Annotated in this window: 19 protein-coding genes; 11 read left to right on the top strand and 8 right to left on the bottom strand. The window is 57.8% G+C overall.

The genetic code is table 11. The annotated features are described in order from the left end of the window. Positions 1-40: 40 nt before the first annotated feature. The gene (locus ACTJK5_RS04885; protein WP_113179695.1) at positions 41-841 is read left to right on the top strand and encodes a DUF72 domain-containing protein; all 801 of its coding nucleotides are present in this window, start codon (positions 41-43) and stop codon (positions 839-841) included. A 12-nt stretch (positions 842-853) separates the two neighbouring features. Here the strand turns inward: ACTJK5_RS04885 and dusA are convergent, their stop codons facing one another. Then, positions 854-1,882, bottom strand: coding sequence for a tRNA dihydrouridine(20/20a) synthase DusA (gene dusA, locus ACTJK5_RS04880; protein WP_113179824.1), 1,029 nt, complete (start codon positions 1,880-1,882; stop codon positions 854-856). Between the two features lie 217 nt (positions 1,883-2,099). Between dusA and ACTJK5_RS04875 the strand changes: the two genes are divergently transcribed. The 3 genes from ACTJK5_RS04875 (at position 2,100) to ACTJK5_RS04865 (ending at position 3,569) form a co-directional block, all read left to right on the top strand. Continuing rightward, entirely contained in the window at positions 2,100-2,243 is a 144-nt protein-coding gene (locus ACTJK5_RS04875) for a hypothetical protein (protein WP_162727935.1), read from the top strand. A gap of 80 nt (positions 2,244-2,323) precedes the next feature. Further along, positions 2,324-3,013 carry a fumarylacetoacetate hydrolase family protein gene (locus tag ACTJK5_RS04870; RefSeq protein WP_113179696.1) on the top strand — a complete coding sequence of 230 codons (690 nt, stop codon included), beginning with the start codon at positions 2,324-2,326 and terminating at the stop codon, positions 3,011-3,013. 28 nt (positions 3,014-3,041) lie between these two features. Further along, positions 3,042-3,569: a gamma carbonic anhydrase family protein gene (locus tag ACTJK5_RS04865; RefSeq protein WP_113179697.1), complete on the top strand. Its 528-nt coding sequence runs from the start codon at positions 3,042-3,044 to the stop codon at positions 3,567-3,569. Positions 3,570-3,604: 35 nt separating this feature from the next. Here ACTJK5_RS04865 and zur read toward each other — a convergent pair whose 3' ends face one another. Genes zur through ACTJK5_RS04850 form a run of 3 tightly spaced genes read right to left on the bottom strand, consistent with a single transcriptional unit; the run spans position 3,605 to position 5,773 of the window. After that, complete coding sequence (gene zur / locus ACTJK5_RS04860) at positions 3,605-4,015, bottom strand: zinc uptake transcriptional repressor Zur (protein WP_207774018.1); 411 nt, start codon at positions 4,013-4,015, stop codon at positions 3,605-3,607. A 5-nt stretch (positions 4,016-4,020) separates the two neighbouring features. Beyond that, positions 4,021-4,836: a zinc ABC transporter permease subunit ZnuB gene (gene znuB, locus ACTJK5_RS04855; RefSeq protein WP_113179698.1), complete on the bottom strand. Its 816-nt coding sequence runs from the start codon at positions 4,834-4,836 to the stop codon at positions 4,021-4,023. Further along, positions 4,829-5,773 (bottom strand): metal ABC transporter ATP-binding protein, encoded by a 945-nt coding sequence (locus ACTJK5_RS04850; protein WP_113179699.1) that lies wholly within the window; start codon positions 5,771-5,773, stop codon positions 4,829-4,831. The genes znuB and ACTJK5_RS04850 overlap by 8 nt, the downstream gene beginning before the upstream one ends. 103 nt (positions 5,774-5,876) lie before the next feature. Here ACTJK5_RS04850 and ACTJK5_RS04845 point away from each other — a divergent pair, with 103 nt between their 5' ends. Both ACTJK5_RS04845 and ACTJK5_RS04840 read left to right on the top strand, forming a co-directional pair. Then, on the top strand, positions 5,877-6,947 hold the full coding sequence (locus ACTJK5_RS04845) for a zinc ABC transporter substrate-binding protein ZnuA (protein WP_113179700.1): 1,071 nt from the start codon (positions 5,877-5,879) through the stop codon (positions 6,945-6,947). A gap of 80 nt (positions 6,948-7,027) precedes the next feature. Further along, entirely contained in the window at positions 7,028-8,233 is a 1,206-nt protein-coding gene (locus ACTJK5_RS04840) for a GTP-binding protein (protein ID WP_440611926.1), read from the top strand. A 50-nt stretch (positions 8,234-8,283) separates the two neighbouring features. Here the strand turns inward: ACTJK5_RS04840 and ACTJK5_RS04835 are convergent, their stop codons facing one another. From ACTJK5_RS04835 to ACTJK5_RS04825, 3 genes are all read right to left on the bottom strand, one after another. Continuing rightward, positions 8,284-8,613, bottom strand: a complete 330-nt coding sequence (locus ACTJK5_RS04835) for an RcnB family protein (RefSeq protein WP_062427394.1) — start codon at positions 8,611-8,613, stop codon at positions 8,284-8,286. 190 nt (positions 8,614-8,803) lie between these two features. After that, the gene (gene mgrA / locus ACTJK5_RS04830) at positions 8,804-9,838 is read right to left on the bottom strand and encodes an L-glyceraldehyde 3-phosphate reductase (RefSeq protein ID WP_112358300.1); all 1,035 of its coding nucleotides are present in this window, start codon (positions 9,836-9,838) and stop codon (positions 8,804-8,806) included. An 86-nt stretch (positions 9,839-9,924) separates the two neighbouring features. Next, entirely contained in the window at positions 9,925-12,381 is a 2,457-nt protein-coding gene (locus ACTJK5_RS04825; protein WP_113260570.1) for a beta-mannosidase, read from the bottom strand. 476 nt (positions 12,382-12,857) lie between these two features. Here ACTJK5_RS04825 and ACTJK5_RS04820 point away from each other — a divergent pair, with 476 nt between their 5' ends. Further along, entirely contained in the window at positions 12,858-13,910 is a 1,053-nt protein-coding gene (locus ACTJK5_RS04820; RefSeq protein WP_062427397.1) for a LacI family transcriptional regulator, read from the top strand. A 9-nt stretch (positions 13,911-13,919) separates the two neighbouring features. On the opposite strand, the gene ACTJK5_RS04815 is transcribed toward ACTJK5_RS04820, so the two are convergent. Beyond that, on the bottom strand, positions 13,920-15,434 hold the full coding sequence (locus tag ACTJK5_RS04815; RefSeq protein WP_440611925.1) for an NAD(P)H-hydrate dehydratase: 1,515 nt from the start codon (positions 15,432-15,434) through the stop codon (positions 13,920-13,922). 349 nt (positions 15,435-15,783) lie between these two features. Between ACTJK5_RS04815 and ACTJK5_RS04810 the strand changes: the two genes are divergently transcribed. The 4 genes from ACTJK5_RS04810 (at position 15,784) to hspQ (ending at position 19,081) form a co-directional block, all read left to right on the top strand. Next, positions 15,784-16,122 (top strand): P-II family nitrogen regulator, encoded by a 339-nt coding sequence (locus tag ACTJK5_RS04810; RefSeq protein WP_007753933.1) that lies wholly within the window; start codon positions 15,784-15,786, stop codon positions 16,120-16,122. A 66-nt stretch (positions 16,123-16,188) separates the two neighbouring features. Beyond that, positions 16,189-17,598 (top strand): type I glutamate--ammonia ligase, encoded by a 1,410-nt coding sequence (gene glnA, locus ACTJK5_RS04805; protein WP_062437373.1) that lies wholly within the window; start codon positions 16,189-16,191, stop codon positions 17,596-17,598. Positions 17,599-17,759: 161 nt separating this feature from the next. Next, positions 17,760-18,677: a DMT family transporter gene (locus ACTJK5_RS04800; protein ID WP_113260568.1), complete on the top strand. Its 918-nt coding sequence runs from the start codon at positions 17,760-17,762 to the stop codon at positions 18,675-18,677. Positions 18,678-18,751: 74 nt separating this feature from the next. Beyond that, complete coding sequence (gene hspQ, locus ACTJK5_RS04795) at positions 18,752-19,081, top strand: heat shock protein HspQ (protein ID WP_062437371.1); 330 nt, start codon at positions 18,752-18,754, stop codon at positions 19,079-19,081. The last annotated feature ends 42 nt before the right edge of the window (positions 19,082-19,123 follow it).

Here is a 19,123-nt window from a genome sequence, read left to right as displayed (position 1 = left end):
CCCCCTTCACATGGCAATTTCGCGTTGATTGGAGAGACGGATGAGCAAGTCGGGAACGATCCGCGCCGGTATCGGCGGCTGGACCTTCGAGCCTTGGGAAGGCACGTTCTATCCTGAGAAGCTCACCAAGAAGCGCCAGTTGGAATATGCAAGCTCCAAGTTGAAGGCGATCGAGGTGAACGGCACCTATTATGGCAGCCAGAAACCCGCGACCTTCGCCAAGTGGGCGTCCGAGGTGCCCGATGGTTTCATTTTCTCGTTGAAGGCCAGCCGTTTTGTCACCAATCGCAAGGTTCTGGCCGAGGCAGAGGAATCGATGACGAAGTTCCTGACGCAGGGGCTGACCGAGCTTGGCGATCATCTCGGCCCGATCCTCTGGCAATTCGCGCCGACGAAGAAATTCGAGCCGGACGACTTTGCCGCCTTCCTGGCCCTATTGCCGGAAAAGCAGGACGGGTTAAAATTGCAGCATGTCGTTGAGGTGCGCAACGACAGCTTCCAGGTACCGGAATTCATCGAGTTGCTGACCAAGCACAATGTCGCTGTGGTCTGCGCCGATCATCACGACTATCCAATGCTGCCGGATGTGACGGCGGATTTCGTCTATTGCCGGCTGCAAAAGGGTGAGGACGATATAGGGACCTGCTATCCGGAGAAAGATGTGAAGGCGTGGAGCGAGCGCCTGAAGACCTATGCAGCTGGCGGCGCGTCCGACGATCTTCCGATGATCGCGCCCGACCGAAAGGCCGAGAAGACGCCGCGCGATGTTTTCGCCTTCTTCATTACCGGCGGCAAGGTCAACGCGCCGAACGGCGCGCAGCTGCTGCAGACCCTCGTCTGACCCTACGCTCGATTATGCGTCGATCGCCGCTGGCGCTCGCTCGAAGTCGATGGCGTCGAAGGCGGCGGCAATGACTTCGCAGCCGGCGCCGGGCTTTGTCGCATCGCTGGAGAGGATTTGCCGGAAGCGCCGTGCGCCGGGCAATCCCTGAAACAGACCGACCATATGTCGGGTGACGTGGTTCAGGCGGCCGCCCTTGGCAATATAATCTTCCGCATAGGCCATCATCGCGTCGCGCAAGACGCCTGGATCGAGATCGCGGGACGGCGCGCCATAGATGCGGTGATCCACCTCCGCAAGCATCGAGCTGTTATGATAGGCAGCACGCCCCAGCATGACCCCATCCATATGCTTCAAATGCTCGTCCGACTGATCGAGATCGGTAATCCCACCATTGATGCCGATGAAGAGATCGGGAAATTCCTGCTTCATGCGATAAGCCAACTGATAATCCAGCGGCGGCACTTCGCGGTTCTCCTTGGGTGACAGTCCCTGAAGCCATGCCTTGCGGGCGTGTATCCAGACGGCATCCGCCCCTGCGGCGACCATACGTGCGATGAAGTCTGGAAGAATAGCGTCCGGCTCCTGGTCATCCACGCCGATGCGGCACTTCACGGTGACAGGCACACGCGCCACGGCCTTCATCGCCTCGACGCAAGCCGCAACGGTCTCAGGCTCGCGCATCAGGCACGCGCCGAAGGTGCCGGACTGAACGCGGTCGGAGGGACAGCCGACATTGAGATTGATCTCGTCATATCCATAGTCCGAGGCAATCTTGACAGCCTCGGCAAGCTTTCCGGGATCGGAGCCGCCAAGTTGCAACGCCACGGGATGTTCTTGAGGGTGATACTCAAGCAGCTTGTCGCGCTTGCCATGAATGATGGCATCAGCCACGATCATCTCCGTATAGAGAAGCGCATGCTGCGAAAGCTGGCGATGCAGGAAGCGGCAACGCGTATCGGTCCAGTCGATCATCGGCGCGACGGCGAAGACCTTTCCTCGCGCGTAATGCGACGCGCTATCCTTGCGTTGAGAAGTCATCGTCATAATCGTCGGCCAATCCTTGATTGCCGCCTCGTCTCCTTCGCGTGACATCGACGTATCGAAGGCTCAGAGGAACGGCGTTTCGGGTCCATATAAGGCGGAATGGCTGAGCGATCTACCCGCGTCTTTTCAAATCCGCGATGCACGAAGCGGAACCCTCAATGATCGAAAAGATTTGTGAAGCACGGTGTCACAAGATTTTGAGGAGATCATGATGAGCGAGAAGAGCGACGAGAAGTCTCTCTACTGGAGCATCGTCGGCGCCGACAGCAACACCAATGCGGGTGTTGGCAGGTTGCTCGCGGTCATCGTCGCCCTCATTGTCGTAGGGGGCTGTGTCGTGTGGCTCTTATCCTGACGGCGAATATTGCAGAAAGATTGGACTGGAAATCACCTTGAAATTGCGGGACAACACCACTCCCAAGAAGGAGTGCCATTATGTCCGCAACAGTGATCCCCGCCCCCCAACCCGTTCTCCTGCCCGTCGAAGGCACGAACGAAACCTTCCCCGTGCGGCGGGTCTATTGCGTTGGGCGCAACTACGCGGACCACGCTATCGAGATGGGCCATGATCCATCCCGCGAGCCCCCCTTCTTCTTCCAGAAGAACCCGGACAACCTGCTGCCCGCTGGCCAAGACTTTCCCTACCCGGCCCTCTCTTCCAACGTTCATTACGAAGTGGAATGTGTTGTGGCACTGAAAAGCGGCGGCTCGAACATCGCGGTCGAGAACGCGCTTGATCACGTCTGGGGCTATGGTGTCGGTATCGACATGACCCGCCGCGACATGCAGGACGGACTGAAAAAGATGGGCAGATCCTGGGAAGGCGCCAAGGCCTTTGAATTCTCCGCACCGATCTCGCCACTCGTTCCGGCCTCGAAGATCGGACATCCGAACAAGGGTGCGGTGTGGCTCGATGTGAATGGCGCGCGCAAGCAATCCGGCGATCTCGATCAGATGATCTGGAAAACAGCGGAAATCATCGCCGAACTGTCGAAGGTCTTCGCGCTGGCCGCTGGCGACGTGATCATGACCGGCACGCCGGCTGGCGTCGGCCCAGTCGTCAAAGGCGATATCATGGAGTGCGGCGTGGATGGCGTCGGCACTTTGACGGTCAAGGTCGTCTGACACCCGAACAGAAATCGGAGATCCGCCTATGCCAGTCTATCGCCTCGGAACGAGAGTGCCCCACCTGCCAGCAGCGGATCGATACTGGATCGCGCCGGATGCCAATGTCATCGGCTCCGTCACCCTGGGTGACGATGTCGGCATCTGGTTCGGCGCGACGTTGCGCGGCGATAACGAGCCAATGACGGTTGGTCGCGGTACGAACATTCAGGAAGGCGTGATGGTCCACAGCGATCCAGGATTCCCCGCAACGATCGGCGAGGACTGCACCATCGGCCACCACGCTATCATCCACGGCTGCACGATCGGCAACAACACCCTGATCGGCATGGGAGCGACAATCCTGAACGGTGCGAAGATCGGCAAAAACTGCCTCGTCGGCGCCAATGCGCTCGTCACCGAGGGCAAGGAATTCCCCGACAATTCCCTGATCGTCGGTTCCCCTGCCCGCGTCGTCCGCACGCTGGATGAAAAAGCCGCCGAGGGCATCAAAAAGTCGGCAGAAAAATATGTGGCCAACTGGAAGCGCTTTGCCGAAGAACTGAAGCCTGTCTAGGCTGCCCGCATACCTCCCAGCCCGTACTTTTGAGACTAGGCCGCACAGGCCTCGCAAAGACCACGGATCTCGATCGTCGTCTTTTCAGCCTTGAACTTCTGTCCCTTGACCCAATCGCCGAGGCGATGATCGATCTCGTGATCGTGAAACTCCGTCACCTGGCCGCAGGCGTTGCAGATGGCGAAGGCCACCGTACCATGGTGATGGGTGCAGCAATCTGCGCTTGTGTGCGAGCAGGCTACGAACGCGTTCAGGCTCTCCAACCGGTGGACGAGCCCGAACTCTATCAGCTTTTCCAGCGCGCGATAAACCTGCAAGGGCGCGCGAAAGCCGCTGTCCCTCAGCTTGTCGAGGATCACATAGGCACTGAGCGGCGCCTGCGAGCGGGACAGCGCGTCGTAGACCAACGACTGGTTGCGCGTGAGGTTCTTCGCATTCGTGTTCATGTTCATCAGTTCACTCCCTGCTCGGCACTGCGCGACCGTCCCGGCACAGGCAAAAGACTCAAGACGAAAAGCAAGACGGCGGCAACGACAATCGACGGGCCGGACGGCGTGTCGTATTGCAGCGATCCCATCAGTCCGCCGATGACGGCGACGGCACCGATGAGCGACGCCAGCACCGCCATGATTTCCGGTGTCGACGAGAAGCGTCTGGCCGTTGCTGCTGGAATGATCAGCAGCGATGTGATCAGCATGATGCCGACGATCTTCATGGCGATAGCAATGACGAGCGCCATCAGCAACATGAAGAGAAGCTTCGAACGTTCCGGCCGCAGTCCTTCCGCCTCTGCCAATTCGGCATTGACCGTCGAGGCCAGAAGCGGCTTCCAGAGATAGACGATCGCCAGCAGCACAAGGATGCCGCCGCCCCAGACCATCTGAATATCGGTGACAGAGACCGCGAGAATGTCGCCGAACAGAAAGGCGACGAGATCAATCCGCACCCATGTCATGAAGGCAACGATAACGAGACCGAAGGCAAGTGCAGAATGCGACAGAATACCCAGCAGCGCATCCGCCGAGAGCGCCTGACGCCGTTGCAGCAAGAGCAACAGCAGAGACACGGCGGCGGCAACAAGAAAGACGCTGACGATCAGGTTCAGCTGAAGCAGCAGCGAGAGCGCCACACCGAGCAGCGCCGAATGCGCCATGGTATCGCCGAAATAGGCCATGCGCCGCCAGACCACGAAGCAGCCAAGCGGCCCGGCGGTCAGCGCGACGCCGACGCCTGCAAAGATGGCGCGGATGAAGAAGTCGTCAAACATGTTTCACTCCGGGCGCATGGGTGGTGTCATCGGAGTGATGATCATGGTGATGACCGCAGCCGCAGGCATCTTCTTGTTCGTCATGGGAATGATTATGAGCGTGGACATAATCATGGGTGTGATCATGCTCATGATGATGCCCGTCATCGGGATGGCAATGGTCCGTCACCGAGCCGTCGGAATGCATGACGCGTCCATCCGGCAGATGGGTGTGATCATGGTGGTGGCTATAGACTGCCAGCCCCTTGGCAGCCGCACCGCCGAAGAGGCGCATATATTCCGGGCTCTGGCTCACGGCCTGTGGTGTGCCGCGGCAGCACACATGGCCATTCAGGCAGATGACCGTATCGGTCTCCGCCATCACCACGTGCAGATCGTGCGAGATCAGGAGAATGCCGCAGCCCGTGGAATTGCGAATGGTCTTGATAAGATCATAAAGCGCAATCTCGCCGGAAAAATCCACACCCTGAACCGGCTCATCCAGAACGAGCAGATCGGGCTTGCGGGCAATCGCACGCGCCAGAAGCGCACGTTGGAACTCTCCACCCGACAGATGCTGGACCTCGGCCTTGGCGAGATGCGCAATGCCGGTGGCATTCAACGCCGCGTCGATTTCCCGTGGCGGCAGGGCTCCGGTCAGCGTCATCAGCCGCCAGACGGTCAAGGGCATCGTCCAGTCGACGGAAAGCTTTTGCGGCACATAGCCAACCTTCAGGCCAGCCAAACGCTCGACCTTTCCTTCATCCGGCTTCATCACGCCAATCGCCATCTTGGCACTCGTGGACTTGCCAGATCCGTTCGGTCCAATCAGCGTCACAATCTCGCCGCGACGGACGGAAAAGTCGACGCCGCGCACCAGCCAACGCCCGCTGCGTCTCACGCCTGCACTGGACAGGGAGACGAGATTTCCGTCGTTTTTGGCCGGAGAATGAAGCATGGGATTTTCCGATTGCGGCTGTTGCACATGGCTATGGCATACGTTATAGCGTTACGCAACTTATGTAATAACATTACACTTTGATACAAGTGGAGCATACCCTATGAAGTCACTCGCCGCCCTCCTCCTCGCCTCTGCCGCCATGATCGGCGCTTCGAATGCCATGGCCGCGCCCAATGTCGTTGTGTCGATCAAGCCGATCCACTCGCTGGTGGCAGCCATCATGGAAGGCGTCGCAGTGCCCCAGGTCATCGTCGATGGCGGTGCGTCACCCCACACCTATAGCCTCAAGCCGTCCAATGCCAAGGCGCTCGAAAATGCAGATGTTGTGTTTTGGGTCGGTGACGGACTGGAAAAGTTTCTGGAAAAGCCGCTGGAATCGCTGGCCGGAAAGGCAACAGTTATCGAACTGGACGACGCGCCCGGCATCGAAAAGCTGAGTTTCCGTGAAGGCGGCCCCTTCGAAGCCCATGACCATGGCGACCATGAAGGTCATGCCCATGCGGAGGCCGAAGGTCACGACCATGCCCATGAGGGCGACGATAAGCACGACCATGATGGGCACGATCATGAGGGGCATGATCATGCGCATGAAGGCGAAAAGGGTCACGACCACGCGCATGAGGGTGAGCACGCGCATGAGGACGGACACGACCACGGCGAATACGACATGCATCTTTGGCTGGATCCTGCCAATGCAAGGGCCATGGCGACGGAAATCGAAAAGACGCTGATGACCGCCGATCCCGCCAATGCCAAGACCTACCAGGAAAACACCAAAAAGCTGGTCGATAATCTCGACGCGCTCGACAAGGAGCTTGCGGCAACCGTCGCGCCGATCAAGGACAAGCCCTTCATCGTTTTCCATGATGCCTACCAGTATTTCGAACACCGTTACGGTGTGAAGACGGCAGGCTCCATCACCGTCAGCCCTGAAAACATGCCGGGTGCGGACCGCATCAAGCAGATCCAGGCCAAGGTCAAGGAACTCAACGCGACCTGCGTATTTGCCGAACCGCAATTCGAGCCGAAACTGGTCAACGTCGTGATCGAAGGCACCAACGCCAAATCTGGTACGCTGGACCCGGAGGCCGGCACGCTGGAAGCGGGACCCGATCTCTATTTCAAGCTGATGCGCGGCATCGCCAATTCGTTGAAGAACTGCCTGTCGTGATCTGACGGGAGACAAAGGGCGGCACGGACCGCCCTTCTTTCGAACCATCAATGTAATGTTATAACAAATGAGGTTGTGATATGAAAAAGAAGCTGCCTGTCACAGTTCTTTCCGGCTTTCTCGGAGCCGGCAAAACCACCCTTCTCAATCATATTCTCGGTAATCGCGAGGGACTGCGGGTCGCGGTGATCGTCAACGATATGAGCGAGGTCAACATCGATGCGGCTCTTGTTCGCGATGGCGGGGCAAACCTGTCGCGCACGCAGGAGCAGCTGGTCGAGATGACCAATGGCTGCATCTGTTGCACGCTGAGAGACGACCTGTTGAACGAGGTCAGGCAATTGGCTGAGCAGGATCGTTTCGATTACCTGCTGATCGAGTCCACCGGCATTGCCGAACCGCTGCCGGTTGCGGCCACATTCGACTTCCGCGACGACAAGGGTGACAGCCTGTCGGATGTCGCGCAGCTTGACACCATGGTCACCGTGGTCGATTGCGCCAATCTGCTCAAGGACTACGGCTCGGCTGACTTTCTGGCGGATCGCGGCGAAACGGCAGGCGAAGGTGACAATCGCACGCTCGTCGATCTCCTGGTCGAGCAAATTGAATTCGCCAATGTCGTGGTGCTGAACAAGGTCTCTGCCGCCAGCCCCGCAGAGCTTGATGCTGCCCGCAAAATCGTCGTCGGCCTAAATCCCGACGCCCGTCTTGTCGAGGCCGATTTCGGACAAGTCGAGTCAGCAGTGATACTCGGCACTGGCCTTTTCGATTTTGCCAAGGCGGAAACGCATCCGCTCTGGTTCAAGGAGTTGCATGGCTTCAAGGGCCACATACCGGAAACGGAAGAATACGGTATCCGCTCCTTCGTTTATCGGGCAAAGAGGCCCTTCGACCCCGCTCGCTTCCATGCCTTCATCAACCGCGACTGGCCGGGTGTCATCCGCGCCAAGGGCTTCTTCTGGCTGGCCACGCGGCCCAACCATGTTGGCGAAATCAGCCAGGCAGGAGCCTTGGTGAAAACCGGCAAGATGGGGCTCTGGTGGTCCTCCGTGCCAAAAACACGTTGGCCGGATGATCCGAGCTTCGAGAAGATGCTGGCACCTTACATAGACACTATCTGGGGAGACAGGCGACAAGAGATCGTCTTCATCGGCGCCGACCCCATGAGCGAGGCAGCACTGCGCCATGAACTCGATGCCTGCCTTGTAGACGCCAAAAGCTTTACGCCGGACGCCTGGCAGACGCTGAACGATCCATTCCCCGATTGGAACAGACAGGCAGCCTGACCCTGCAAAAGAAAGCGGGCGCTCGCTGCGCCCGCTTTCCTGTTCATTGCTTACCGTGCTGCGGCGAGGCCGATGATCAGGCCGCTGACGGCATTGATCAACAGGAACTGGTTGTCGACGCGCACCCAGCGCTCATTGCGGCGCGGTTCTCTGAGGTGATAGCGGCGATATTCACGACGGTCGACGAAGTGACGGCGCTCGGCCGGCGTCAGACGCTGACCGCGGTCCCAGCGGTGCTTCTTGATGATCACCTTCTTGGTCGTGACAGTCCGTTCGTGAACCCCACGGCGGTCATGCCCGTAGTCATGGCGACCCTGCGCCTGGGCCATCGGCGCTGCGAGAATTGTCGCAGCCAGAAAAACGGTGACGAGCTTTTTCATGGGTGTTTCCTTTCCTGTTCTGATGGGATGACCCTACCGCGCCGAGGATGAATGGAAACTGAAGCACGAAATTACAATATCGTAATGTTGACCATGGCTTAGAGGAAGAAATTAAAGTTCATGACTTCTAATGTTACGAGCAAATCGACAGTGGCCGCTCGGGCTAAATTGCCCGAGCGGTGTACTTCCCTTACTTTTTCAGTTCGGCAGATTTGGCCCAGAGGTTGATATCCGCATCGCGTGCATAGCGATCGATTTCCGCCAGTTCGTCCGCGGTGAAGTCCGGCTTCTCGAGAGCCTTCACGCAATCCTCTACCTGCTCAGGTCGGCTTGCGCCGATCAGTGCAGAGGTGATGTGACCGCCGCGCAGAACCCAGGCAATCGCCATCTGCGCCAGCGTCTGTCCACGCCGTTCGGCGATGGCGTTCAGCCCGCGTATATTCTCGATGTTGCGATCATTGAGGAAGGCAGGGTTGAGCGACTTGTTCTGGCTGGCGCGGCTCGCATCCGGCACGCCGTTCAGATACTTCGTCGTCAGCATGCCCTGTGCCAGCGGAGAGAAGACGATGGAGCCGATGCCGAGTTCTTCCAGCGTATCGACAAGGCCGTCCTCCTCGATCCAGCGGTTGATCATCGAATAGCTCGGCTGATGGATGATGCAGGGCGTGCCGAGATCTTTCAGGATCGCCGCAGCCTCACGGGTGCGCTGCGAATTATACGACGAGATGCCGACATAGAGCGCCCGGCCCGACCGCACGATGTGATCGAGCGCACCGCAGGTCTCTTCCAGTGGCGTGTCCGGATCGAAGCGGTGGGAATAGAAGATATCGACATAGTCGAGACCCATGCGCTTCAGGCTCTGGTCGCAGGACGAGATCAGATATTTGCGGCTACCCCATTCGCCATAAGGACCGGGCCACATATTGTAGCCCGCCTTGGAGGAGATGATCAGCTCATCGCGATAACCGGCAAAATCGGTTTTGAGGATTTCGCCGAAGGCGCTCTCGGCGCTGCCTGGAGGCGGACCGTAATTGTTCGCAAGATCGAAATGGGTGATGCCGAGATCGAAGGCTTTGCGGCAAATCTCCTGCTTCGTCTTGTGGGAGAAATCGTTGCCGAAATTGTGCCAGAGGCCGAGCGATATGGCCGGAAGCTTGAGGCCGGTGCGGCCGCAATGATTGTACTTCATGGATGCGTAGCGGTTTTCAGCCGGTTGCCAGGCCATGGTTTTCCTCCCTTGTGTGGAATCGCTGATCCGCCGCGAAGGCGGCGGATTGTGGTGCAGTTAGATTAGAAGATCATAGTCGGCTTTCAAGCCTGCGACTGCGAGGTGTAGAGATCGAAGAGCTTAAACGACGGCTTGCCCGTCCGCGATTTGTCGCTTGGCGAGAAGACGATGCGACGGCTTTCTCCCGCAGCCAGATCGAAGAGGTTGTCCGAATAGCGCCCGGCGATATCGGCTTCCACCATGACGAAGAGTGCAAGGCCTTGCGCCTGAACCTCCACCTCGAAGTCCCCATTGTCCAGCGCCGTCACCTGATGGCTGAGACCCGATGGCCACAGATCGAGCGCCTTGTAGGTATCTCGCGCGTGATGCCCCTCGCCCAACATGCCGTTGGAGGCGATGAAATTCCAGGAGAGCAGCGCGCCGGCTGGAATTTGATCCAGGTCGATCTCGGTCAGAACCGATGCGGCATCCGGTCCGCAGGTGCCATTGGCGGATTTCAGCGGAATCCGAACGCCATCGAGCGCCAGCGCGAAGATGTTCATGTCGATTTCGACGTCTTCCAACGTATCGTTGACCATGGAGAAGCGAACGGACTTACCGTCTTCACACGGAACGGCTGACACGGCGACCGGCTGGAAGAAGCGCCTTGCCGCATAATGAAGGGCTTTCCAGCTACCGCCATAGTCGAGGCTCGACCACGAGGCGACGGGCCAGGTGTCGTTGAGCTGCCAATAGAGCGTGCCCATGCAATGAGGTTTGAGCGAACGCCAATATTCGACGGCCGTCTTGATCGCGAGCGCCTGTTGCACCTGGCTGACATAGACGAAGTTCTCGAAGTCCTTCGGGAAGCGGAAATAGCGGAACATCGTTCCGGCAATGCGCTCATTGCCGCCCGCATTCTTCTGATGGAGCTCGATCACAGGCGACGCGATGTTCATGTCCTTGTTGTCCGCATAGGTGCGGATAATCGGCATGGACGTATAGGACTGGAAACCGAACTCCGAGCAGAACCGCGGACGCACCGTCCGATAATCGTCGAAGGATTTGTTCTCGTGCCAGACGGACCAGTAATGCATGTCGCCCGAACCATCCGCGTGCCAGGCATCGCCATAATCCAGATAGCCGGAGGCCGGGCTTGACGGCCACCAGATGGACGACGGGGCCGCTTTCTTCAGGGCACGCTCGATGGTACGGTTGAGGCGATCATAGGCGACGAGATAGCGGTCGCGATTGTTGCGCGATTCTTCGAACCAGTTCAGAGCGCCAACGAGTTCATTGTCGCCGCACCAGAGCGCGATCGAAGGATGCGAGGCCAGCCGCTTTACCTGATAGTCGACCTCAAGCTCGACGTTGTCGAGGAAGTCTTCGGTGCAAGGGTAAAGATTGCAGGCAAACATGAAATCCTGCCAGACCATCAGGCCCAACCGGTCACAAAGATCATAGAACCAGTCGGGCTCGTAGAAGCCACCGCCCCAGACGCGGATCATATTCATATTGGCTTCGACGGCCGACAGAAGCAGGTCTTCCGTCTTCTCTGCACTTGAGAGTGAAAACAGCGCGTCCGAGGGGATCCAGTTGGCACCGCGGCAGAATATCTCGCGGCCATTGATGCGAAGCGCAAAACGGCTGCCGGCCTCATCCTTGTCGGTCAGAAGCTCAACTGTGCGCAAGCCGATCTGGCGGGTCATCACCTCGTCTGGCAATTCGACGCTCAGCGTATAGAGCGCCTGCTCGCCGCTGCCTGCCGGCCACCAGAGCTTGGGATTCTCGACGAAGAACACGTGGCGGATGACAGTTTCACCGGCGGAGACGCCACAATCGAGGCGTAGCCGTTCATCGCCGAACGACAGATGCACGGGCAGGCTGGCAGGCTGAGCAGCATGAAGTGTGACTTCGACATGCAGCTCAACACCGCCACCCTTGTGATGCTGTGTGGTCGTGACATGCTCAATGCGCGCTGTCTCAAGCCGGCGCAGCATGATGTTTCCATAAAGGCCGAGTGGCGCTATCGCGATGTTCCAATCCCAGCCGAAATGGCACTGCGGTTTACGCAGAAGATTGCCATTGGGGATGGGTGAGTTGCCAGGGTGATACGGCACATAAAAAGGCTGAGCCGCCTGACGATCGGCGCCTGCCTTGATGCTTGAATGGAAATGGATGCGGATGACGTTTTCACCCGGCTGGAGAGCCGAGGACACGTCCGGTCGGTAGCGACGGAAACAATTGTCGGCTGCAAGCACCGGCACATCATTGACGAAGACGACGGCCACCGTGTCGAGATTGTTGATATCGAGATACCAGTCTGCATCGACCTCATCGACCGTAAAACGGCGCTCGATGATCCAGTCGCGATGCGCCACCCACTGCACGTCGTTCTCGTTGCGGCCAAAGTAGGGATCGGGAATGATCGATGCCTCATGGAGCGCCGTATGGACGTCACCCGGGATCGTCATGGTGGTTGCATGATCACCCTCGGCCGATGCCAGCCGCCACTGGCCCGAAAGATCGATAACGAGATCGCTTGCGTAAGTTGATGCCATTTTCACTGCCCTGCTTATTACGCAACGGCCTTGGCGTTGCGACTCCATCCACTGTCAGCAATGCGGTAAAAACGAGTCGTCGCTCCTTCCGCAGCCATGAAAAATCAGATCGAGAATTCCTCCGGGCAGAAACGTTATCGTAAAAAACTATGACCGTCACGCCCGAAAAGTTCGATCAACACACATCGGGATTTACGTCAGCCGACATCAGATATGATAAATCAAAATATGTTATAAATACCATATACTTCGAAGAATTTCTTAAGTTCATTTAGAAACCAATCAAGCCGGCGCTGGCATCCCTATGTCCAGCTATCGCGCTCCCCTATACCCACGTTTCAACCTCTCCCACGCCATCCAACCTGCATCGTTTCAGACACTCCAAGTCACAAGCCGTACCGGTTACGACACCTTGAGCTTTGCAATGGAATAAAACCGCACTACGATGCCCGTCCGGTTATGGGAGGCGGCGGCAAATGAACGATAGCACGGACATAGAAGCAGGCGGCCAAGCGCTTTCGTCCAATGAACGCCCGACGCTGAAGACCATTGCCTATATGACGGGTCTCGGCATCACTACAGTCTCCCGCGCCTTGAAAGACGCACCCGATATCGGGGCGGATACCAAGGAGCGCGTGCGGCGTGTCGCCCGCCAGATCGGTTATCAGCCAAACCGTGCCGGCGTTCGCCTCCGCACCGGCAAGACCAATGTCATTGCGCTGGTTCTCAGCGTCGATGAAGAGTTGATGGGTTTTACCTCGCAGATGGTCTTCGGCATCACCGAGGTTTTGACCAACACACCCTACCATCTGGTGGTGACACCCCACACGCATGCCAAGGACACGATGACCCCAATCCGCTACATTCTGGAGACGGGATCGGCAGACGGCGTCATCATTTCCAAGGTACGCCCGGAAGATCCCCGCGTGCGCTTGATGACCGAGCGCAACATGCCCTTTGCCACCCATGGCAGAAGCAGCATGGGCATCGACCACCCATTTCATGACTTCGATAACGAAGCCTATGTCTACGAGGCGATGAAGCGTCTGGCGCAATGCGGCAGGAAACGCGTGGCCGTGCTGCTGCCGCAAAGCCAGTTCTCCTATCACGACTTTGCCCGTCGCGGATTTGAGCGTGGATTGAAAGACTTTGGAATCACCGAATTCGCTCTGCCCAACATCAACAACGACACCCCGTTGGAAGAGCTGAAGCAGGAAACCGCACGGTTGATGAGCGGCAGCGATGTGCCGGATGGCATCGTGTCGATCAGCGGCAGTTCGACGATTGCGATCGTGGCCGGGATCGAAGCGAGTGGCAAGAAGATCGGAACGGATGTGGATATCGTGTCGAAACAATCCGCCGACTTCCTCAACTGGCTCCGACCGGAAATCCATACGATGAACGAGGATATCAAGCTGGCGGGTCGCGAACTTGCCCGTGCCGTCCTGGCACGCATCGAAGGCAGGCCGACGTCAGAACTTCAGACGATCAGCAAGCCCGTCTGGTCCAGCCATACGCCCAAGCTGTAACCACGATCGTCAGCCTGCCCTGGCCCTCGCCTCGAAAGCCTCGAATGGCCGTACTGCCGATGCCAGATCTTCGGCTATCAAGCCCGGACCAAGCCTCTGCCCCATCTCCCCATGCAACCAAACGGCCGCAGCGGCGGCTTCGAATACCGGCATCTGCTGCGCCAAAAGCGCGCCGCAGATACCGGCCAGCACATCGCCAGATCCTGCGGTTGCCAGCGATGAGGGTGCGTTGGTGTTGACGCTTGCCCGACCGTCGGGGGCTGCAATCACCGTATCGGCCCCCTTGTAGATGATGACGGCATTGCTGCATTTGGCAGCGGCTTGCGCTTTTTCGATTTTGCTTAGTGTGTCATCCGCATGAATATCTGGGAACAGTCGTGCAAACTCGCCCTCATGCGGCGTCATGATCCTCGGTGCGTCTTCGGCGAAGAGCGAGAAGAGCTTGAGAGTATCATCCTTGAAGGCCGTGATGCCATCGGCATCGAGCACGAGCGCGCGATCCTTGAGGAGCGCCACGAACGCTCTGGCTTTTTCCAGATCGCCAAAACCAGGCCCCAGAACATAAGTCCCATGGCGTTCGTCTTCAGCCCAATCCCCGAGAGCGTCTCGATCGTCGATCGGTGTCACCATCACCGCCGTGAGTGTCGCCGAAAGAACGGGGATCGCCTCTTCTGGAGCCGCGATCGTTACGATCCCGGCGCCCGCCCGCAAGCCGGACATCGCCGTCATTCGAGCAGCACCGGTCGAATGTGAAGGACCTGCGAAGACCGTCAGATGACCGCGTTTGAACTTGTGCGTCTCCACATCATCATGGACAAGATAACTCTTCCAGAGGTCGGGGGAGTTTTCCCATAGAGCTCCGACATTCGCTTCGACGATGCGTCGAGGAATACCGATATCGAACACCTCCAGCGCACCGCAAAACTCTCGTCCCGGCATCAGCACATGTCCCGGCTTCTTCGCCACGAAGGTGACTGTCCGGGCAGCCTTGAATGCAGAGCCGAGGGCAACACCCCGGCGGCCGCAGAGCCCCGAGGGAAGATCAATCGCAACGACCGGTGTTCCTGCGTGCCCCACAGCGCGAATGACCGCAGCAACTTCCGGCGGAACATCGCGCGAAAGCCCTGCCCCGAAAATCCCGTCGATGACCACATCGCCATCGCGCGGCGTAAACGCAGCGAGCGATTGATGGCCGATATCGCCCGAAACTTGGATCCACGCCTCATGAGCCTGCCTTGCAGCACCTTTGAGGTTGACCACATCGCCAAACACGAAAACCGCGACATCCGCCCCCGCGTCGCGGAGCGCGCGGGCGGCAACAAAACCGTCGCCGCCATTGTTGCCTGCTCCACAAAGCACAGCGTATCGGCGGGCTTCAGGATAGTGCCGCAATGCGCAAGCCGCGACCGATTGCCCCGCGCGCTCCATCAACGAGATGATGGAAAGCCCGCTGGCTTCAGCGGCGGCATCGATGCGGCTCATAGCAACCGGATCGACGAGACGATATTGAACGGAATGAGTCATAATTCGCACCTCATCGGAAAATGCGACGAAACGCAACCGGCGCTTTTTAAGGCAAGAAAGAAAGACTAAAAATAAGTCAAATGATCATTTTGTTAGCAACAACACGACATCGGGGCGTGTCGGCTAACGAATTGTAATTGTGGCCGCTTCCCGGGAATTCTGCCATATTTGGCGCGGTTGGTGACCATGTTGTGGAGTAAAGATGCTCAGACCGCGCGGAATTGTTCCCTTCAAGGTCAGATTTCGCAGATTTTTTATCCAAAGCGGCTTCCGATCTGGCACGATACGTGCATTCTTGTGGCGGAGCGGACAGACCGCTTTAACGGGAGAAGCGGAGAGATATTTTCTCATGAAAAAGATCGAAGCGATCATTAAGCCTTTCAAGCTCGATGAAGTGAAGGAAGCCCTTCAGGAAGTCGGACTCCAGGGAATAACGGTTACGGAAGCCAAGGGCTTTGGTCGTCAAAAAGGCCATACCGAACTTTATCGCGGCGCAGAATATGTCGTCGACTTTCTGCCGAAGGTGAAGGTCGAGGTGGTGCTTGCAGATGAAAATGCGGACGCTGTGATCGAAGCGATTCGCAATGCCGCTCAGACAGGGCGCATCGGCGACGGAAAGATTTTCGTCTCGAATGTGGAAGAAGTTATCCGTATTCGTACGGGTGAAACGGGTGTTGACGCCATTTAAAAAAAGACGAGCCGAAAAAGGCTCATGCTTCACCGGGTTGAACATTACCACTCAAGGAAAATTGCTATGACCACCGCCAATGATATCTTGAAGCAGATCAAGGACAACGATGTAAAATTCGTCGACCTGCGCTTTACAGACCCAAAGGGCAAGCTGCAGCACGTCACCATGGACGTGGCCTGTGTGGACGAGGACATGTTTGCCGATGGCGTCATGTTCGACGGCTCCTCCATCGGAGGATGGAAAGCCATCAACGAGTCCGACATGGTGCTGATGCCGGATCCGGCCACCGTTCATATGGACCCGTTCTTCGCGCAGTCCACCATGGTCATCATCTGCGATATTCTCGATCCGATCTCAGGCGAATCCTACAACCGCGACCCGCGCGGCACGGCCAAGAAGGCTGAAGCCTATCTCAAGGCATCGGGTATTGGTGACACGGTTTTCGTTGGTCCCGAGCCTGAATTCTTCGTCTTCGACGACGTGAAGTACAAGGCCGATCCCTACAACACCGGCTTCAAGCTCGACTCGTCCGAACTGCCGTCCAACGACGATACGGATTACGAGACCGGCAACCTCGGTCACCGTCCGCGCGTCAAGGGTGGCTACTTCCCAGTACCGCCGGTCGACAGCCTCCAGGATATGCGTTCCGAGATGCTGACGGTTCTTGGCGAAATGGGCGTGGTCGTTGAAAAGCACCACCACGAAGTCGCCTCTGCGCAGCACGAACTCGGCGTCAAGTTCGACACGCTGGTCTCCAGCGCCGACAAGATGCAGATCTACAAGTATGTGGTCCACCAGGTCGCAAACGCCTACGGCAAGACGGCAACCTTCATGCCGAAGCCCATCTATGGCGACAACGGTTCGGGCATGCACGTCCACCAGTCCATCTGGAAGGGCGGCAAGCCAACCTTCGCAGGCGATGAATATGCCGGCCTCTCCGAGACCTGCCTCTATTACATCGGCGGCATCATCAAGCATGCCAAGGCGATCAACGCCTTCACCAACCCGACGACCAACTCCTACAAGCGTCTGGTCCCGGGCTATGAGGCACCGGTTCTGCTCGCCTACTCGGCACGCAACCGCTCGGCATCGTGCCGCATTCCGTTCGGCTCCAACCCGAAAGCAAAGCGCGTCGAAGTCCGCTTCCCGGACCCGACCCAGAACCCCTATCTCGGCTTCGCTGCCATGCTGATGGCAGGCCTCGACGGCATCAAGAACAAGATCCATCCCGGCAAGCCGATGGACAAGGATCTTTACGACCTGCCGCCAAAGGAACTGAAGAAGATCCCAACGGTCTGCGGCAGCCTGCGCGAAGCGCTCGAAAGCCTCGACAGGGACCGCAAGTTCCTGACCGCCGGTGGCGTGTTCGACGACGACCAGATCGATGCCTTCATCGAACTGAAGATGCAGGAAGTCATGCGTTTCGAAATGACCCCACATCCGGTCGAATTCGACATGTACTACTCGGCTTAAAGGGTTGGCGTGGGGCGCTCTTCGGAACGCTTCTCTCAAACCTGTGCCATACAGGCAGGAACATATGCCCATCGAACGACTTGAGGCGCCCTGCGGGGCGCCTTTCTCTTTTCAAGGAACAGGTCGCCGATGAGTAGTCTGCTCACATGCGAAAACTGGAAATGCCCATGAGCCCCGCCCCGTCCCTCCGCCTGCGTGACTGGCTGATCTTTCTGGCCGTTCCCTTCTTCTTCTCCAGCAATGTGATATTCGGGCGCGGCATCAGCGGCGAAGTCTCACCCTTCACCACCGCCTTTCTGCGTTGGTCGCTATCCACCCTTTTCGTGCTGCCCTTCATTCTGGGCGACTGGCGCGCCTGCGTCACCTTCATCCGCAAGAAGACAATGCTCTGGTTTGTGCTCGGCGCGCTTGGCATGGCGGTGTGTGGTGGCGTTGTCTATTGGGGGCTGACAAAAACCTCGGCCGCCAACGGCACGCTGATTTATACGACATCCTCGCTCTTCATCATCATCTTCCAGCGCATCTTCCAGGCGCGACCGATCAGACGGCTTGAACTCATTGGTATGCTCATTGCCTTTGCCGGCGTGGCGGAGATCGTTCTCAAGGGAGATATCTCGCAACTATGGGCATTGAATTTCAACATTGGCGATCTCGCAATATTGAGCGGCGCCATCGCCTTCGCAATCTACTCCCTGCTGCTGCGTGATCCCGCCGCGCGCGACCTCGCATCGCTGAGCCTCTTCGGCACGATCGCTTTTTCCGGCGCCCTCGTTCTGGCGCCACTCGCTGGCATGGAAGTCTTCAACGGCGGCCTGTTACCCTCGACGCCGACGGCCTGGGCAAAGATTGGTGGTATCATTCTCTTTGCGTCGATTGCGGCCTTCTACTGCTTCACGCATACGGTCCGCGTCTTCGGACCGGTCACAGCCGGCATTACGCTTTACATGATGCCGCCAGTATCCATCGTCATGGCCGTGTTGTTTCTTGGCGAGACATTCGAACCATATCATGCGGTAGGCATTATACTTGTGACAGGAGGCGTGGTTCTCGCAACGGCACCTTTGGGAAAAATCCGCTGATAGGCGCCTGAGACCGCTACATCTTGATATTTCCGCATCATACCCCAAATTATACGGGGAAAGGATGACATGCCATGAAACAACGAAACGCAAAATTTACCATCGGCGAAGTCGTTCGCCACAAGGTGTTTCCGTTCCGCGGTGTGATATTCGACGTTGATCCCGAATACGCAAATACCGAGGAATGGTGGAACGCGATACCGGCTGAGATCCGCCCTGACCGCGACCAGCCGTTCTACCACCTGCTGGCGGAAAATGATGAGACTGAATACGTCGCATACGTCTCTGAGCAGAACCTTGTGCACGACGAGAGCGAGCAGCCTTTGCGTAATCCGAATATCACCCGCATATTCGACACCACTCCCAATGGTGAACTCAGGCCAAAGTCGGCCATGACGCACTGAGCCTGCAAGCTCCAGAAGCCAGACATGAAAAAACCGGCCTCA

The organism is Agrobacterium sp. 22094 (assembly GCF_052046015.1).
GTDB classification, from domain to species: Bacteria; Pseudomonadota; Alphaproteobacteria; order Rhizobiales; family Rhizobiaceae; genus Agrobacterium; species Agrobacterium cavarae.
The sequence above is the reverse complement of the archived record's forward strand: the minus strand, read 5'-3'. Positions and strand labels throughout refer to the sequence as shown.

Coding starts and splice junctions, on each gene's coding strand:
- ACTJK5_RS04885 (WP_113179695.1), top strand. CDS start 41: ATGAGCAAGTCGGGAACGATCCGCGCCGGTATCGGCGGCTGGACCTTC.
- dusA (WP_113179824.1), bottom strand. CDS start 1,882: ATGACTTCTCAACGCAAGGATAGCGCGTCGCATTACGCGCGAGGAAAG.
- ACTJK5_RS04875 (WP_162727935.1), top strand. CDS start 2,100: ATGAGCGAGAAGAGCGACGAGAAGTCTCTCTACTGGAGCATCGTCGGC.
- ACTJK5_RS04870 (WP_113179696.1), top strand. CDS start 2,324: ATGTCCGCAACAGTGATCCCCGCCCCCCAACCCGTTCTCCTGCCCGTC.
- ACTJK5_RS04865 (WP_113179697.1), top strand. CDS start 3,042: ATGCCAGTCTATCGCCTCGGAACGAGAGTGCCCCACCTGCCAGCAGCG.
- zur (WP_207774018.1), bottom strand. CDS start 4,015: ATGAACACGAATGCGAAGAACCTCACGCGCAACCAGTCGTTGGTCTAC.
- znuB (WP_113179698.1), bottom strand. CDS start 4,836: ATGTTTGACGACTTCTTCATCCGCGCCATCTTTGCAGGCGTCGGCGTC.
- ACTJK5_RS04850 (WP_113179699.1), bottom strand. CDS start 5,773: ATGCTTCATTCTCCGGCCAAAAACGACGGAAATCTCGTCTCCCTGTCC.
- ACTJK5_RS04845 (WP_113179700.1), top strand. CDS start 5,877: ATGAAGTCACTCGCCGCCCTCCTCCTCGCCTCTGCCGCCATGATCGGC.
- ACTJK5_RS04840 (WP_440611926.1), top strand. CDS start 7,028: ATGAAAAAGAAGCTGCCTGTCACAGTTCTTTCCGGCTTTCTCGGAGCC.
- ACTJK5_RS04835 (WP_062427394.1), bottom strand. CDS start 8,613: ATGAAAAAGCTCGTCACCGTTTTTCTGGCTGCGACAATTCTCGCAGCG.
- mgrA (WP_112358300.1), bottom strand. CDS start 9,838: ATGGCCTGGCAACCGGCTGAAAACCGCTACGCATCCATGAAGTACAAT.
- ACTJK5_RS04825 (WP_113260570.1), bottom strand. CDS start 12,381: ATGGCATCAACTTACGCAAGCGATCTCGTTATCGATCTTTCGGGCCAG.
- ACTJK5_RS04820 (WP_062427397.1), top strand. CDS start 12,858: ATGAACGATAGCACGGACATAGAAGCAGGCGGCCAAGCGCTTTCGTCC.
- ACTJK5_RS04815 (WP_440611925.1), bottom strand. CDS start 15,434: ATGACTCATTCCGTTCAATATCGTCTCGTCGATCCGGTTGCTATGAGC.
- ACTJK5_RS04810 (WP_007753933.1), top strand. CDS start 15,784: ATGAAAAAGATCGAAGCGATCATTAAGCCTTTCAAGCTCGATGAAGTG.
- glnA (WP_062437373.1), top strand. CDS start 16,189: ATGACCACCGCCAATGATATCTTGAAGCAGATCAAGGACAACGATGTA.
- ACTJK5_RS04800 (WP_113260568.1), top strand. CDS start 17,760: ATGCCCATGAGCCCCGCCCCGTCCCTCCGCCTGCGTGACTGGCTGATC.
- hspQ (WP_062437371.1), top strand. CDS start 18,752: ATGAAACAACGAAACGCAAAATTTACCATCGGCGAAGTCGTTCGCCAC.